This is a genomic window from Methylophaga sp. UBA3192, from assembly GCA_002363955.1.
Lineage (GTDB): Bacteria > Pseudomonadota > Gammaproteobacteria > Nitrosococcales > Methylophagaceae > Methylophaga.
The window spans coordinates 137,123-151,765 of the sequence record DEXE01000002.1 but is presented as its reverse complement, the minus strand read 5'-3'; the positions used below and the strand labels follow the sequence as shown (position 1 = coordinate 151,765).

Here is a 14,643-nt window from a genome sequence, read left to right as displayed (position 1 = left end):
AACATTCCAAAAAATACTGTTTAACACTACACCTTTCATATAGACGAAAGATGTCCGAAATTTTTATTCTACGCTGTGCTGTTGCTGAACTTTTTTTCGATATGCCTCTGAATTTGGCACCACAACGCCCATCGAAATAATCATTTTCAGACCTTCTTCGACAGACATATCCAATTCAATCACATCTGATTCCGGCACCATCAACACAAACCCGGAGGTCGGATTTGGCGTGGTCGGAATAAAAACGCTGATAACATTGGCAATCGTCTTATCCTGCACTTCACCTAAATCATTTGAAGTCATAAATGCCAGACTCCAGACACCTTTACGCGGGTATTCAACCAGCAATACTTTGCGAAACGATTTGGCGTCTGTCGCCAACACCGCTTCCATAATTTGTTTAATCGCAGAATAAATTGTTCTGACCAGCGGGATCCTCGCTAGCTGGGACTCCCAGAAAACGACTAATCTGCGACCTAATAAATTGGCCATTATCATGCCGGTGACTAATACCATGACCACCGCCAGAACGACTCCCAATCCGGGAATATTAAAGCCCAGCAGCCTATCTGGCTGAAAAGCATCCGGCAAGAGTAATAAACTCTTATCTAAAAAACCAACAATGGCCCGGACTACCAGAAAGGTAATGCCGAGCGGCATCCAGACCAGCAGGCCTGCTATTAGGTATTTTCGCATTTAAAACTTAATGACTGCATCCAGTTCCGCAGGTATGACCCGCAGAAGAGGCACTCTCTGAAGAACCACTTTCAGCAAGGTTACGTTTAGTACCCGATTTAAAATCGGTTTCATACCAGCCCTGCCCTTTGAGACGGAAACCCGCCGCTGATATAAGTTTTTTCAGGCTGGGTTGATTACAGGCCGGACAATCCACCAGCGCATCATCACTGATCTTTTGCAATGCTTCAAAATTATGATTACAGGCATCACAGCGATATTCATAAAACGGCATGAGGTTTTACTCCCTAAATAATGAATCAACAAACAGCGCTGCTTATAAATGCGGCAAGAAATATTTGTTTCAAGCTTTCAAAGCGCTTGATTATACCGAAAAATTACTCTTTCAGTCTCTGGCATTTTCACAGAGAATTCTGAAAGCACTTAAACTTATATGATGCATCTTATTTTATAACCTCTAAGCGCTTACCGGCACCCAATATGTTTTCATAATATCGGTTTCAGATCTTCGTACCCGACGCTGATAATGTTGAGGTTAAAAACACAGGAAAACCATCCATTAATCTCCATTCTTATCTAGGGTCTGTTGATCTTTCAGAGCCACCACTGCTGGAGGCTATTTTTTCGTCCAACAAGGCGGAAATGATGCGATGTAGTTGTTCTACATAAGTCATTTCCAACACCGTGGGGCGGAAAAATAGTCCCAGCCCTTCGGGTTGTGGCTGAAAATCCACCACTCTGCGTTACTCGTCATTTATTTAGAACGACTACAAAAACGTCGGGAGCGTTTTTGAGCGTCAGCCCCGAAGGGGTAAGATACACGGATGTATCTCACAAACGACATTCCTCGCGCCTTGATTGGTGCATTTTCAGTCACAACAGAGGCGGCTATGAAAGATCAACAGACCCTAGCAATCATCGCTATATATTTCAGGAAGTTGCCCAGCACTGACAGATGGAATAACCATTGTGTTATATGACACAAATTTTCGATTTAGCATGGACATATCCCCCAAACAGTCAGTATAGTTGGACGTTTTTGTGCTGGTATTGCCAAGAAAATTACGTGTTAAAACACGTGGCTAAATGTGTTCAGTGTGGGTTCAGGTTCACTATGGGAAACTGGCACCGCACTGAGGCAAATAACTCAATAAAGAGAGGAAATATTCATGAAATATGGTAAATCACTTTTGACAGCAGCAATTGGCGCAGCATCTTTATTTTCTGCTGCTGCAATGGCTGAGAATCATGTTGTTAACGCAAGTTTGACTGCTTTTGATCCTTTGGTTGTCAAAATCGCTCCGGGTGACACTGTTTCCTGGCAACAAATGAATGGTCACCTGGTAAATACTACTTTTACTGATTCAAGTGGTGAGCAAGAATTCATTCCTGAAGGCGCTGAAGGTTTCATGTCACAAATGGGTGAAAACTACCAAACCAAACCATTGACTGTAGAAGGTGTTTACCTTTACAAGTGTGACCCTCACTGGGGTGCCGGTATGGGCGGCGCGATCATTGTAGGCGAACCGACTAATTTGCAAGCCATTGTAGACTCAAAACCTAAAGGCGCATTACGTCGTTTAGTTAAAAAAGTAGAACAGGCTACTGCAGAGTAAGTCTATACTCCTCTAGAAGTACTCCTAAAAGCCCGCATAAAAATGCGGGCTTTTTTGATCCAAAAACTTCCTTGCTATGCTAGAATTTACTGGTTTTATCTCAGCAATCCCGAGACATTGATGCTCTGCTGGATTCACATTAAATAACATATCAGGGGATATTCATCTGATGAGCGACTCTATAGATACTGGCAAAAGACGGTTTTTAACCGCCGCAGCTAGTGTAGTAGGCGGTGCCGGTGCGGTGGCTGTTGCCATTCCTTTTGTTTCTTCCATTGCGCCAAGCGCTAAAGCAGAAGCTGCCGGTGCCCCGGTGCAAATTGACATCAGCCAACTTGAACCCGGTCAATTATTGACTGTCGAGTGGCGTGGCAAACCGGTTTGGATTTTCCGCCGTACCGAAGAAGTGTTAAACACTCTCGTCACCTTGAACGATGAGTTGCGCGATCCACAGAGTGAACAAACCCAGCAACCTGAATATGCGCAGAACGAAACACGCTCGATCCGAAAAGAAGTTATGGTCATGGTGGGAATATGTACACATTTGGGTTGCTCACCAACCTACCGTCCAGAAATAGCCCCTAATGATCTGGGTGCCAATTGGAAAGGCGGTTTCTTCTGCCCTTGTCATGGCTCTCGTTTTGATTTGGCTGGCCGTGTTTACCAGGGTGTTCCTGCACCGACCAATCTTGAAGTGCCCCCTTATCATTTCCAGGGTGACAATGTTGTTATTGTTGGTGAAGACGCCCAAGGAGCCGCATAATGTCTATGATGGATTGGATTGATGCTCGCTTTCCTGCGACCAAAATGTGGAAGGAACACCTTTCAGAATATTACGCACCAAAAAACTTTAATTTCTGGTATTTCTTTGGTTCTCTGGCTTTATTGATTCTGGTTTTACAGATTGTTACCGGCATATTTTTAACCATGAACTATAAACCGGATGCAGAGCTCGCCTTTGCTTCGGTTGAATACATTATGCGAGACGTAGAGTGGGGCTGGTTAATTCGTTACCTGCATTCCACCGGGGCTTCAGCATTCTTTGTCGTTATCTACCTGCATATGTTCCGTGGATTGATGTATGGTTCCTATAAACAACCCCGTGAATTAATATGGATCTTCGGCATGCTTCTGTATGTCGTGTTAATGGCCGAAGCTTTTATGGGGTATTTGTTACCTTGGGGACAAATGTCTTACTGGGGTGCTCAGGTTATTATCTCTTTGTTTGGCGCTTTACCGGTTATTGGTGAAGATCTTGCTTTATGGATTCGTGGTGATTACGTTGTCGCTGATGCCACATTAAACCGCTTTTTTGCCATGCATGTCATAGCCTTGCCTATCGTCTTATTAGGTTTGGTTGTTGCCCATATCCTCGCTCTGCATGAAGTGGGTTCAAACAATCCTGACGGTGTAGAAATCAAAAAACACAAAGACGAAAACGGTAAACCTTTAGATGGCATTCCGTTCCACCCTTATTACACGGTAAAAGATCTGGTGGGCGTAGTGGTATTCCTGTTTATATTCTCTCTGGTGCTGTTCTATCTGCCAGAATTCGGCGGCTGGTTCCTTGAAAAGGATAACTTTATTCCGGCAGATCCTTTAAAAACCCCGGAACATATTGTGCCTTTATGGTATTTCACACCGTTTTATGCCATTTTGCGTGCAGTACCGGATAAGCTGTTTGGTGTTATTGCTATGGGCCTGGCAATTGTCATGCTGTTCCTGTTGCCATGGCTGGATCGGAGCAAAACCCGTTCGATACGCTATAGAGGTCCTTATTTCCGTACGGCTCTGGTAGTTTTTGTTATCAGCTTCTTAGCCTTAGGTTACCTGGGAACTCAGCCAGCAACATCGCTTTACACCTTGCTGGCACAAATATTTACGGTTCTGTATTTTGCTTTCTTTCTCCTGATGCCTATCTATACGGCATTTGATAAAGATAAACCTGTACCAGAAAGGGTGACGACCAAATGAGAAATCTGACTTTAGCAGCTTTCATTTCGATATTCAGTCTGTTCTCGACACTCGCCATTGCGGCCGGTCCGTCATCCAAACTGGATCAAGTAGATATTGATTTGACCGATAAAGCCTCATTACAGCGTGGCGCTCACACCTTTATGAATTATTGCCTGAGTTGTCATGGAGCATCGTTGATGCGTTATAACCGTATGGCAAAAGATTTGGGTTTAACCGATGAGCAGGTTACCGACAATCTAATGTTTACCACTGATAAGATCGGTGAAACGATGCAAATTGCAATGCGCCCCGAAGATGCAAAAAAATGGTTTGGTGTAGCACCACCAGACTTATCTGTCATTGCACGTGCGCGGGGTACAGATTGGTTATATACCTATTTACGTACTTTCTATCTGGATAACAGTCGTCCGATGGGTACCAACAACCTTGCGTTTAAAGATGTGGGCATGCCACATGTACTCTGGGAACAACAGGGTTATCAGGCATTGGGTGAAGACGGTCATCTCAGTGTTGCACAAGAAGGTGCGCTGACTCCTCGACAATACGATATGATGAGTCGAGATCTGGTCAACTTTCTTGCCTATATCAGTGAACCATCCAAATTACAGCGATTAGCGTTAGGTAAGTGGGTTTTACTCTATCTTGCGATCTTCTTTGTTATCGCATTGGCACTGAAAAAAGCTTACTGGAAAGACGTTCACTAACGCTACATTCAGAAATAATAAGCAGTACTGCTAATGACAACACGTAATCGTAAACCACTGATGACATTGTACTCGGATGCACAATGTCCATTCAGTCACCAGACCCGCATCGTCGTTCAAGAAAAACAAATTGAATGCCAGCTTGTAGAACTTGTTGACGGCCACTGGCCCGAAGAAGTTGCTTCAGCGAATCCCTACGGGCAGGGTCCTACATTGTTTGATCGGGACATTGTGATATTTCATTCCCCAATCATTATGGAATATCTTGACGAACGTTTCCCGCACCCATCGTTAATGCCCAATGACCCTGGGGCCCGAGCTCAAATGCGACTGATGTTACATCGCCTGGAAACCGACTGGCTTGCAATGTGGCCACAATTATCAGGGCGGGATAAATCCCCGGCCACTAAAGCAAAAAAGACTTTACGTGAAGATCTGACTGTTCTGGCTCCGCTATTTGAGCAATATGACTATCTGATGAGCGATGAATTTTCGTTGATAGACTGCTATATAGCCCCATTATTATGGCGTCTGCCTCATTTGGGTATTAAACTGCCTGATTCGGCCATCGCTGTTGAACGTTATGCGCAGAAAATATTTGATAGAGCCACATTTCAAGCGAGCCTGAGCACAGCGGAGAGAGGAATGCGCTAATGAGCATGTCTTCACAAAAACCTTATCTGATAAGGGCCATTTACCAATGGTTACTCGACAATCAATCTACCCCTTATTTATTGGTCAATACAAACCATGAAGGTGTGGTCGTTCCTGAACAATACATCCGAGATGCCCGCATTGTATTGAATCTGGCCCCTGATGCAATTAGTGGTCTGAATATGGATAATGAGTGGGTGAGCTTTTCAGCCAGATTTTCTGGCAAGGCAATGGACTTATTTATTCCGGTAATTGCTATTCAGGCTATTTATGGCAAGGAAAATAATGAAGGCATGTTCTTTCCTGAGGAAGAAAACCCTACTCCTCCGACTCCACCATCAGTCGAACCAACTAAAACGACAAACGGCAAACCCAGTTTGAAACTGGTCAAATAATTTATAGTTTGTATTTTTCCATACGATAACGCATGGCCATACGAGTCAGCCCAAGCTGCCTGGCCGCCCGCGAAACATTACCAGAGCTCCGGTTCAGAGCACTTTCAAGTAAATATTTCTCAACTTGATCCATCGTCATTTTTTCTATCTCTGGTAAGACCTTTTCAGAATTATCATTCTGGCTGAAAGGTCTCAATAGCAGATCGTCAAACTCAATGATACTTTGCTTGCATAGCATAACTGCTCGTTCAAGCACATTTTCCAACTCCCTGATATTGCCCGGCCAGTCATATTGTTGCATTTGACGCATGGCATCATAAGCCAATCTTGGCTGTTCAACGCCATAGCGTTTAGCGAATTGTTCGATGAAAAACTGTGCCAGCTCCGCTATATCCTGCTGTCGATGCCTTAGAGGAGGTAGTGTTATCTCAACGACATTCAGGCGGAAGTAAAGGTCTGCACGGAATTCCCCGGAAGCAACTAACTGGTGCAGATCACGATTGGTTGAAACAATAACATGCGAGTTTACCGGTATTTCTCTTGTTGACCCCAGTCTGCGTAATTGTCGCCTTTCAATTACATTAAGTAGCTTAGTTTGGGCAGACAACGATAACTCAGCAATTTCATCAAGAAAAAGCGTACCATCTTCAGCTACTTCGATAAGTCCAGGCCGAGCTTTTGATGCCTCATTAAGGCTATAATAGCTTTCCTGGCCAAACAACTCAGCCTCTACAGCGTCATCAGGCAAAGCAGCACAATCCACATTGACGAAAGGTCGGTCATATCGATGACTGATTTGATGAAAATACCGTGCTAATACACCTTTCCCACTCCCCGTCTCACCAGTGATTAAGACCACTGGAGTGGTATCTTTATTTTTGTCCATCAGTTCAGAAAGCTGCTTGGCCTGATTCCGAATAGTCATAATCTGTTGACTGCTGCCAATGAGATTGATCAGCTGCTGTGTTTTTTGGGCGCGCTGCTCTGAAAAATCCAGCTGACGGCGAATGGCATGGTTATGTACTACTTTATCGATTGTCAGCATTAATTCATCGAGATCTACTGGCTTTTTCAGATAATCAGAAGCGCCAAATTTCATAGCACTGACAGCATCTTCCAACTCCCCGTATGCCGTCATCACGATAACAGGCAGCGTTGCCATGGGATGCCCCTCAGCACGAATTTCTGTCAATAAATCCAGACCATTACCATCCGGGAGCCTGACATCCAACAGTAAAATATCCGGAGATTCACTCTGTAATAATTTTTGGCCTGTACTGATGTTATCTGCAATTTTGGCGTGATGACCTTCCCGTTCAAGTCTGCGCTTAACAGACTTGGCAAACAGACTTTCATCCTCTATCAATAAGAAATTAAGCATAGAACATCCTATTTATTTGCCTGTTTATCATTAACGTGCAAGGTCAGTGATACTCTCGCACCACCATGAGAATTTGTCTCAAATGCTAAATCGCCATGATGTTGTTTAATGACTTTTTGTGCGAATGGAATTCCCAGCCCATAACTCAATTTTTTATGTAATTGGCTGTTTTTTTCATCCGGCTTATGAGAAAAACCACTCCCCTGATCATCAATATGTAAACCGATCATTTGAGGGGTTTCCCAATAATGAATATTGATAGATGAATCAACCGGAGCAGCTTCAATTGCATTCTGAATCAAATTAAAAATAGCCTGCTCCATCAGATTATTATCCATATTGATCTGCCTGGCTGCTTGCTGCCACCCATGACGATTTAATTGAATCGATTTCTCGGTTAGCTGCAACTCTATTAAGGACAATGCATTATCTGTCAGTTCCGTTAAGGTAACCTCGATCATATGTGGCTTTAAGGGGTGTAAATACATCAATAAGGAAGTCACCCAATTTTCCAACCTGTCGACAGCAATGATGATGTCTTTCAGAACAGCGCGGCTTTCTTCATTCGCCTCGTCAATCGATACCTGTGCAGCAGCACGAATACCCGCCAAGGGATTACGAATATTATGTGCAACCAACGGTACTAACTCACCTAAAGCAGCTTGTTTTTTGGTTTCAATTAACTGATCTCTGTTACTGGCTAATTCATCTGCCATGCTATTAATAGCCTGCGACAGTCGCTGCAGTTCTTCCAGGCCTTTTAACGGGATATGATGTTTAAAGTCTCCCGTACTGATTATTTTAGCGCCTTTGGTGACATTTCTGAGCGGGGCCAGCATATTGCGACGCACAAACCATTTGGAGATACTGAGCAAAATCAGCGCCAATATGATTGGCAGTGCTTCACTGAGAATCATCTTGCCGAACATACGTTCATCAGAAGCGGTTAATTGCAACTGCTGTTGTTTCAGATAGTCCTCAATATCACTGAAAACCATTTCAAGCTGGCGGAAGGTTTGTTCTTCAAGCTGCTCATCAAGCCAAACCTTGTCTTCAGAGCTTAATTCTTCCAAATCTAGAAATCGGCTGGTTTCCTGATAAAACTTGTTATAGGCATACTCAATTCTGACAATCAGAATTTCTTCCGTGGGTGTCTGCGCTAATACTTTCAACCGTAACAAATAGCTATCTATCTGATTGCGAAATTGATAATACTCTTCAATAGCCAGGACATCGTTAAGAAAGACAACATCAAAGACTTCCTTGAGCTGACGATAAAGATCGCCACGCAAATGTTGCACATGCGTGTTCATTGAACTCAAGCGAAGGGATTCTTCTGAACTTTTTTGCCAGGCTAAAGCCCAGTTAAAACTCATGAGGGCCGTCATGACAATCAGCACCACAAAACTCAGTTCATGGAACCGCAAAGCACCTTGTATGGATTGAAGCTTTTTAAAGATTCTTTTCATCTAAAAAAACGGGCTCAATGGCCCGTTTTAAGAATATTCATAGAAGTGCCACGTTATTCAGGCTTAAACCCAGTAAAGGTAACTTTCTCTTCGACTAAAACCGCCTCACCTTCCTTCCAGGTTTTACCATCAGGAACGACCGTTTTTATCTCGTAAATTTCACCTGGAATTTCTTCTGATAAGGTAAAAATATAATACTTCGAAGAATACAGTTTATAACGATCATTCTTGGGGTCATTAATATAAGGTTGCACGGTATATTGCCATGCTTTTACTTTGTCACCGTTGTAATCTACTTCAACCTGTTTTTTATCAGCACCTTCCGCAAATGACCAACGTAATAAACGTTGGAAATACCGCCATTCACCACCTGTTAAACGCTTCATTTCATGTACGTCATATTCCAGAAATAAAACGAATACACTATTACCACGTTGATCTAACCGTTCCTGATATGGACGTTTGTTCTGACCGGTAAAAAATTCAAAGTAGGTATCCGCTCGGCCGGTATTACGAATATTTTTAACAATGACATCAATGGTATCGGTGTAATCACCATCAACAAAGCTGGTTTTAGTAAATTTATATTCCAACACGCCTGGCTGGTCGATGTTTTTAAGGTGGGACTTATCAAATAACTCATTATTAATCTCTGACATACCCGGAGCTGCAAACGCTTTACCAGTTAACAGCAGCATCAATCCGAGCGAAAACACGATGTATTGATTTATTCTCACTGTTTGTTACCTCACGATTTTTTATAGGTGTTATGCTTAAACTTATATTTCAATTATTATTTTTATCTGCTTATGACTCTATTTACTCACTTAAAGATTCCCGGAATTTTGATTTCCAGTCTGTTTTTTATTATCGCATGTCAGCCTGCGAATACTAACCGAATAATTGAAATAAATAGCCCTTATAGTTACCAGGAAACCTTGGAAAACCTGAATATTGCGATATCGGAACACAACTATCGAATTATTCATAAAAGTGACATAGGCTCTGCTATCCGCGAACGCGGGGATGAAGACTTTCCTTTATCCATTGTCATCAGTTTTTGCAATATTACTTATGCAAAAGAAATGATGCTGATTAATGAACAATTGATTAATGATATGCCCTGCATTATGACGGTTCGGGAAAGTAGTAATGGAGTCATTATTGGTACCCGTTTAATGGACGAAAACGTTGCCGATAAAAAACAGGCTGAGTTTGCTGCACGAATAAATGACAACCTGAAAAAAATAATGGTGGCTACAGTTTTGTAGCCACCATTAATTTTCGGGTATCACTTTAATCGAACGTTCTACTAATCATCGTCATCCTTGCGCGGCTTTTTGGCTGGTGTAGGACTGACGTTTTCAAGCGATGGTAAATTATATTCAGCAATGATGGCATCAATCTTATCTTTGTTCTGATCGATGAATGTATTCAATAATTTATTCCATTCTCTGCTTGAGTAGCGAGTTGCCATGCTGAAACTGAATACATGCAGCTGACCCAATTCATTTAATGGATTAACTGTAATCGGCACATCAGAAACCTTCGCATAGTATCCTGCTACAGGTCCCCACATTGGAATAACATCAATTTTACCTGCAGCTAGATCTTCAATTGCTCTTCCTGGACTGGCATTCACATCACCACTCATTAATTGATAATAAGATATCTGATCGCCCAATCCCATCTCGATAAGTGCTTCAGTTGAAACAGCCCTGTCAAACAAACCTATTTTTAGTGGTCCATGTTTTTCATTTACTTCTTTCAAATCGGCAAGTTTCGTAATTTCATAACCTTCACCGCTACGATAGGCGATTGCTTCAATTGAACTGAAATACGGTTTGGTGGGCAGCATAAAATCTGTATGTTCTGGAACAGTCATGGCTAAGTCACACATGTAACCACCACGTTCTGGATGTTCTTTTTTAATGGTGTTCCGTGCAAAACCAATTCGTTGCGGAAACCAGTAATACTCAACTGGAATTCCCAGTTGCTCACCTAATAACTCCGCAATTTTATTATCAAAACCTTCCTTGTTCTTATTTGAATAAGGCATGTTGTTTGGATCAGCGCAGACTCTCAGTACTTCTTGACCTGGTAAAGGTTTCAAATTTTCTGCATTGACTGCAAACGAGGCACCCAGTAAAGCCGATGCCAGGATTGCCATTTTCTGTAGCTTAATCATTCTCTCTTCCTTATTTCTTATGGGAATAAGTGTGACACTTCATATGCCGTTTTTGTTCAAAAAAAAACCCGGCATCTATTAAAGATACCGGGTTTTCTTGTCTAACTTAAGTATATTTTTAATACACTTATTGGTCTTACAGGCTAAATACGCTCAGAATACCACCCAGGTTAGTCCAGCTAGACAGTGCACGATATGCACCAACTGCGCCAAGACCGTCTGAGTCATTTTCCAAACTTGGGATAGCCATACCGATACCAGCCCAACCACCTACACCAGACAGTACTGAAATATACTGTTTGTTGTTGTGTTTGTAGGTGTTGACGTTACCGATGATGCCAGACGCTGTTTTGAATCTCCACAGCTCACGACCAGATTGCGCATCAACTGCTTTCAGGTAACCTTCCAGTGTGCCGTAGAACACAACATCAGAGGCAGTTGCCAAAGCACCTGACCAGACTGAGAAGCGCTCTGGGTTTGACCAGACGATTTTACCTTCACGCGCATCCCAGGCAATGAAGTTACCCAAGTGTGTATCACCTTCTGGTGGGTACATGCTCAGAGTAGCACCAACGTATGGTTGACCCGCTACGTATTCAACTTCGAATGGTTCGTAGTCCATGCAAACATGGTTGGTTGGTACATAGAACAGACCGGTACGTGGTGAGAACGCTGCTGGCTGTTGATCTTTTGTACCCAATGCTGCAGGGCAGATACCAGTAGTGTTCACGTCTTCACCGTTACGTGCAGTAGAGTATTTCGCTACACGATCAGGCAGACCGGTTTTCAGGTTAACGCCAGTTGCCCAGTTAACCGCTGGGTCATATTTTTCAGCAACCAGCAATTCACCTGTTTCACGATCCATGGTGTAGGCAAAACCGTTACGGTCAAAATGCACTAACATTTTACGCATTTTGCCTTTGATTTTCTGGTCTACCAGGATGTTTTCGTTTACACCGTCATAATCCCACTCATCGTATGGGGTCATTTGGTAAACCCATTTCGCCATACCAGTGTCTAAATCACGACCAAACAGCGTCATTGTCCATTTGTTGTCGCCTGGACGTTGTACCGGGTTCCAGGTAGAAGGGTTACCTGTACCATAGTAGAACTGGTTCAGGTCAGGGTCATAAGAATACCAACCCCAAGTGGTACCACCACCGATTTTCCACTGGTCGCCCTGCCAGGATTTCAATGAAGAATCCTTGCCAACCGGTTTCAGCATAGACATGGTTTTTTCCGGGTCAACCAGCATTTCATCATCAGGACCGACGCTGTAAGCTTTGTACTGCACGTTACCGTCTAAATCGTAAGCTTGTACATAACCACGGACACCAAATTCACCACCTGAAATACCGACGATGATTTTGTCTTTGAATACGTGAGCCGCCGCGGTGCTGGTTGCACCAACTTTTGGATCATCACGTTTGTCAGACCAGACCACTTCACCTGTTTCCATATCTAATGCCACCAGAGTGGTATCAGCCTGGTTCAGGAAGATTTTGCCATCGCCATAAGACAGACCACGGTTAACGGTATCACAGCACATGACTGGTACAGTTTCATCGTAGTTTTGTTTTGGCTCATATTTCCATTTGATGGCGCCATCGTTGTTCAGGTCAAGTGCGAAAACGATGTTTGGGAACGCTGTATGAACGTACATGGTGCCGTCCATGACCAAAGCATTACCTTCGTGGCCACGTAAAACACCTGTTGAGAAAGACCACGCCATATTCAGATCTTTAACGTTGTCTTTCGTGATTTGAGTCAGTTCGCTGTAACGCGTATTAGCGTAGTCACCAGCTGGCATAACCCAGTTATTGTCATTTTTTTGCATTTCAAGGAGTTCATCAGCAGCGACCAGACCTGGTGCGGCTAACCCCATCATTGCGATTGATAATGTTTTCAGCTTCATAAAGTTGTCCTCTATTGCTTTTTAGTATTTACGTCACGACTTGTTCGAATGAACCTCATGCGTATGACGAACCTTAACCCCACTTCCCGGCTTCGTCAAGAACTTTACTCAAGTTTTTTGTGAGTATTTCCATCTAGTTTTCGGGAATAATTTCCCGAATAATTAAGCTATTGAAAATAAAGGACTTTATATTTTTACTAAAAATCAGGCACGATCTTTGATCCAGTGTATCGACCGCTCAATTGCCGCCAGTGCGCGCTCACGACCGTAGAGTTGCAGCGTGGCATCAAGAGAGGGTGAGACCGTATTACCGGTAATGGCGACACGAATGGGTTGAGCCACCTTACCCATACCAACCTCATGTTTTTCAGCACAATTTTTAATGACGGTATGGATCGGTTCGGCCAGCCATTCATTCAGCTGGCTTAGCTCCTGCAGTACAGCTTCCAATAGTGGCAAGCTGGTTTCATTAAGATTTTTCTGTGCGGCTTTTTCATCATAGGCATCTACGTCCCGATAAAAATACACACTGGATTCCGCCATTTCTTTAAGTGTTTTGGCGCGTTCCTGAAGCAATACAACAACATCAACCAGTGAGGGCCCATTCGCTGGATCAATTCCCAACTCGCCCATGTGCCAGCTTAAATGTTGTGCAACATGTTCCGGTGAACTGGTTTTGATGTAATGCTGATTAAGCCAGAGTAATTTATCGGTATTAAAGCTCGAGGCTGCTTTGTTAACGTCCTGAATATCAAATAACTGTGTCATTTCAGCCAGCGAAAATATTTCCTGATCGCCATGTGACCAGCCCAACCTGACCAGATAATTCAATAACGCTTCAGGAAGATATCCTGCATCACGGTAACTCATCACACTGACCGCTCCATGTCTTTTCGAAAGACGAGCGCCATCATCACCTAAAATCATCGGTACATGAGCAAAGACAGGCGGTTTAGCACCCAGTGCTTTAAAAATGTTGATTTGTCGTGGTGAATTATTCAAATGATCATCCCCACGAATGACATGCGTCATCTGCATATCCAAATCATCCACGACCACTGTCAGGTTATAGGTTGGCGTGCCATCCGGACGGGCAATAATCAAATCATCCAGCTCACTGTTCTCAAAAACCACATTACCCCGAATGGCATCTTCGACAACAACTTGCCCCACAGTAGGATTTTTAAAACGAATGACCGGCTGTATCCCTTCACGCGGTGTCGATAGGTGACGGCAACGTCCATCATAGCGAGGTTTTTGCTTATTAGCTCGCTGCTCTTCGCGCATGGCTTCCAATTCTTCTTTACTGCAATAACAGTAATAAGCGTCGCCTTGATCCATTAACTGTTGAATAATCTCTTTGTAACGCTCAAAACGCTGCGTTTGATAAAACGGGCCTTCGTCATAATCCAATCCCATCCAGGTCATACCTTCCAGAATGGCATTAACAGATTCTGCTGAGGAACGTTCCAGATCCGTATCTTCAATCCTTAAAACAAAGCGGCCGCCATGCTTTCTGGCATATAACCAGGAAAAAAGAGCGGTACGAGCGCCGCCCACATGTAAATATCCGGTTGGGCTGGGTGCAAAACGCGTGCGAATTGTCATAATCAAAAGTTCTCTGCTAGCTGTGTAGATGGATTGCGAT

15 protein-coding genes are annotated in these 14,643 nt (G+C 43.3%); 7 read left to right on the top strand and 8 right to left on the bottom strand.

The window, feature by feature from the left end:
- Positions 1 to 63: 63 nt before the first annotated feature.
- Positions 64 to 696 (bottom strand): DUF502 domain-containing protein, encoded by a 633-nt coding sequence (locus B2337_RS00795; protein WP_292360480.1) that lies wholly within the window; start codon positions 694 to 696, stop codon positions 64 to 66.
- A gap of 7 nt (positions 697 to 703) precedes the next feature.
- A complete protein-coding gene (locus tag B2337_RS00790; protein ID WP_292360481.1) occupies positions 704 to 970 on the bottom strand; it encodes an FmdB family zinc ribbon protein in 267 nt (88 codons plus the stop codon).
- Positions 971 to 1,865: 895 nt separating this feature from the next.
- Between B2337_RS00790 and B2337_RS00785 the strand changes: the two genes are divergently transcribed.
- The 6 genes from B2337_RS00785 to B2337_RS00760 all read left to right on the top strand — a co-directional run bounded on the left by B2337_RS00785 (position 1,866) and on the right by B2337_RS00760 (position 6,042).
- Positions 1,866 to 2,312 carry a plastocyanin/azurin family copper-binding protein gene (locus B2337_RS00785; RefSeq protein ID WP_292360483.1) on the top strand — a complete coding sequence of 149 codons (447 nt, stop codon included), beginning with the start codon at positions 1,866 to 1,868 and terminating at the stop codon, positions 2,310 to 2,312.
- Between the two features lie 166 nt (positions 2,313 to 2,478).
- Positions 2,479 to 3,075 carry a ubiquinol-cytochrome c reductase iron-sulfur subunit gene (gene petA, locus B2337_RS00780; protein ID WP_339612411.1) on the top strand — a complete coding sequence of 199 codons (597 nt, stop codon included), beginning with the start codon at positions 2,479 to 2,481 and terminating at the stop codon, positions 3,073 to 3,075.
- Between the two features lie 5 nt (positions 3,076 to 3,080).
- Positions 3,081 to 4,286 carry a cytochrome b gene (locus tag B2337_RS00775; protein ID WP_292742481.1) on the top strand — a complete coding sequence of 402 codons (1,206 nt, stop codon included), beginning with the start codon at positions 3,081 to 3,083 and terminating at the stop codon, positions 4,284 to 4,286.
- Complete coding sequence (locus B2337_RS00770; protein ID WP_292360487.1) at positions 4,283 to 4,993, top strand: cytochrome c1; 711 nt, start codon at positions 4,283 to 4,285, stop codon at positions 4,991 to 4,993. Before B2337_RS00775 ends, B2337_RS00770 begins: the two co-directional genes overlap by 4 nt.
- Positions 4,994 to 5,026: 33 nt before the next feature.
- Complete coding sequence (locus tag B2337_RS00765) at positions 5,027 to 5,647, top strand: glutathione S-transferase N-terminal domain-containing protein (RefSeq protein ID WP_292360489.1); 621 nt, start codon at positions 5,027 to 5,029, stop codon at positions 5,645 to 5,647.
- On the top strand, positions 5,647 to 6,042 hold the full coding sequence (locus tag B2337_RS00760; RefSeq protein WP_292360490.1) for a ClpXP protease specificity-enhancing factor: 396 nt from the start codon (positions 5,647 to 5,649) through the stop codon (positions 6,040 to 6,042). The genes B2337_RS00765 and B2337_RS00760 overlap by 1 nt, the downstream gene beginning before the upstream one ends.
- 1 nt (position 6,043) lies before the next feature.
- Here B2337_RS00760 and B2337_RS00755 read toward each other — a convergent pair whose 3' ends face one another.
- Genes B2337_RS00755 through B2337_RS00745 form a run of 3 tightly spaced genes read right to left on the bottom strand, consistent with a single transcriptional unit; the run spans position 6,044 to position 9,629 of the window.
- Positions 6,044 to 7,423, bottom strand: coding sequence for a sigma-54-dependent transcriptional regulator (locus B2337_RS00755; RefSeq protein WP_292360493.1), 1,380 nt, complete (start codon positions 7,421 to 7,423; stop codon positions 6,044 to 6,046).
- Positions 7,424 to 7,431: 8 nt separating this feature from the next.
- Positions 7,432 to 8,892 (bottom strand): sensor histidine kinase, encoded by a 1,461-nt coding sequence (locus B2337_RS00750; RefSeq protein ID WP_292742475.1) that lies wholly within the window; start codon positions 8,890 to 8,892, stop codon positions 7,432 to 7,434.
- A 53-nt stretch (positions 8,893 to 8,945) separates the two neighbouring features.
- Positions 8,946 to 9,629 (bottom strand): hypothetical protein, encoded by a 684-nt coding sequence (locus tag B2337_RS00745; RefSeq protein ID WP_292742474.1) that lies wholly within the window; start codon positions 9,627 to 9,629, stop codon positions 8,946 to 8,948.
- A 201-nt stretch (positions 9,630 to 9,830) separates the two neighbouring features.
- On the opposite strand from B2337_RS00745, the gene B2337_RS00740 reads away from it, so the two are divergent.
- Entirely contained in the window at positions 9,831 to 10,163 is a 333-nt protein-coding gene (locus B2337_RS00740; RefSeq protein WP_292742473.1) for a DUF302 domain-containing protein, read from the top strand.
- 41 nt (positions 10,164 to 10,204) lie between these two features.
- Here B2337_RS00740 and B2337_RS00735 read toward each other — a convergent pair whose 3' ends face one another.
- From B2337_RS00735 to gltX, 3 genes are all read right to left on the bottom strand, one after another.
- Positions 10,205 to 11,080, bottom strand: coding sequence for a quinoprotein dehydrogenase-associated putative ABC transporter substrate-binding protein (locus B2337_RS00735; RefSeq protein WP_292360501.1), 876 nt, complete (start codon positions 11,078 to 11,080; stop codon positions 10,205 to 10,207).
- 136 nt (positions 11,081 to 11,216) lie between these two features.
- Positions 11,217 to 12,995, bottom strand: a complete 1,779-nt coding sequence (locus tag B2337_RS00730) for a methanol/ethanol family PQQ-dependent dehydrogenase (protein WP_292742472.1) — start codon at positions 12,993 to 12,995, stop codon at positions 11,217 to 11,219.
- Between the two features lie 204 nt (positions 12,996 to 13,199).
- Complete coding sequence (gene gltX / locus B2337_RS00725; protein WP_292360505.1) at positions 13,200 to 14,603, bottom strand: glutamate--tRNA ligase; 1,404 nt, start codon at positions 14,601 to 14,603, stop codon at positions 13,200 to 13,202.
- Positions 14,604 to 14,643 lie beyond the last annotated feature (40 nt).

Excerpts from the sequence above, each read along its gene's own strand:
- B2337_RS00795 (WP_292360480.1), bottom strand. The coding sequence starts at position 696 with ATGCGAAAATACCTAATAGCAGGCCTGCTGGTCTGGATGCCGCTCGGC.
- B2337_RS00790 (WP_292360481.1), bottom strand. The coding sequence starts at position 970 with ATGCCGTTTTATGAATATCGCTGTGATGCCTGTAATCATAATTTTGAA.
- B2337_RS00785 (WP_292360483.1), top strand. The coding sequence starts at position 1,866 with ATGAAATATGGTAAATCACTTTTGACAGCAGCAATTGGCGCAGCATCT.
- B2337_RS00775 (WP_292742481.1), top strand. The coding sequence starts at position 3,081 with ATGATGGATTGGATTGATGCTCGCTTTCCTGCGACCAAAATGTGGAAG.
- B2337_RS00770 (WP_292360487.1), top strand. The coding sequence starts at position 4,283 with ATGAGAAATCTGACTTTAGCAGCTTTCATTTCGATATTCAGTCTGTTC.
- B2337_RS00765 (WP_292360489.1), top strand. The coding sequence starts at position 5,027 with ATGACAACACGTAATCGTAAACCACTGATGACATTGTACTCGGATGCA.
- B2337_RS00760 (WP_292360490.1), top strand. The coding sequence starts at position 5,647 with ATGAGCATGTCTTCACAAAAACCTTATCTGATAAGGGCCATTTACCAA.
- B2337_RS00755 (WP_292360493.1), bottom strand. The coding sequence starts at position 7,423 with ATGCTTAATTTCTTATTGATAGAGGATGAAAGTCTGTTTGCCAAGTCT.
- B2337_RS00750 (WP_292742475.1), bottom strand. The coding sequence starts at position 8,892 with ATGAAAAGAATCTTTAAAAAGCTTCAATCCATACAAGGTGCTTTGCGG.
- B2337_RS00735 (WP_292360501.1), bottom strand. The coding sequence starts at position 11,080 with ATGATTAAGCTACAGAAAATGGCAATCCTGGCATCGGCTTTACTGGGT.
- B2337_RS00730 (WP_292742472.1), bottom strand. The coding sequence starts at position 12,995 with ATGAAGCTGAAAACATTATCAATCGCAATGATGGGGTTAGCCGCACCA.
- gltX (WP_292360505.1), bottom strand. The coding sequence starts at position 14,603 with ATGACAATTCGCACGCGTTTTGCACCCAGCCCAACCGGATATTTACAT.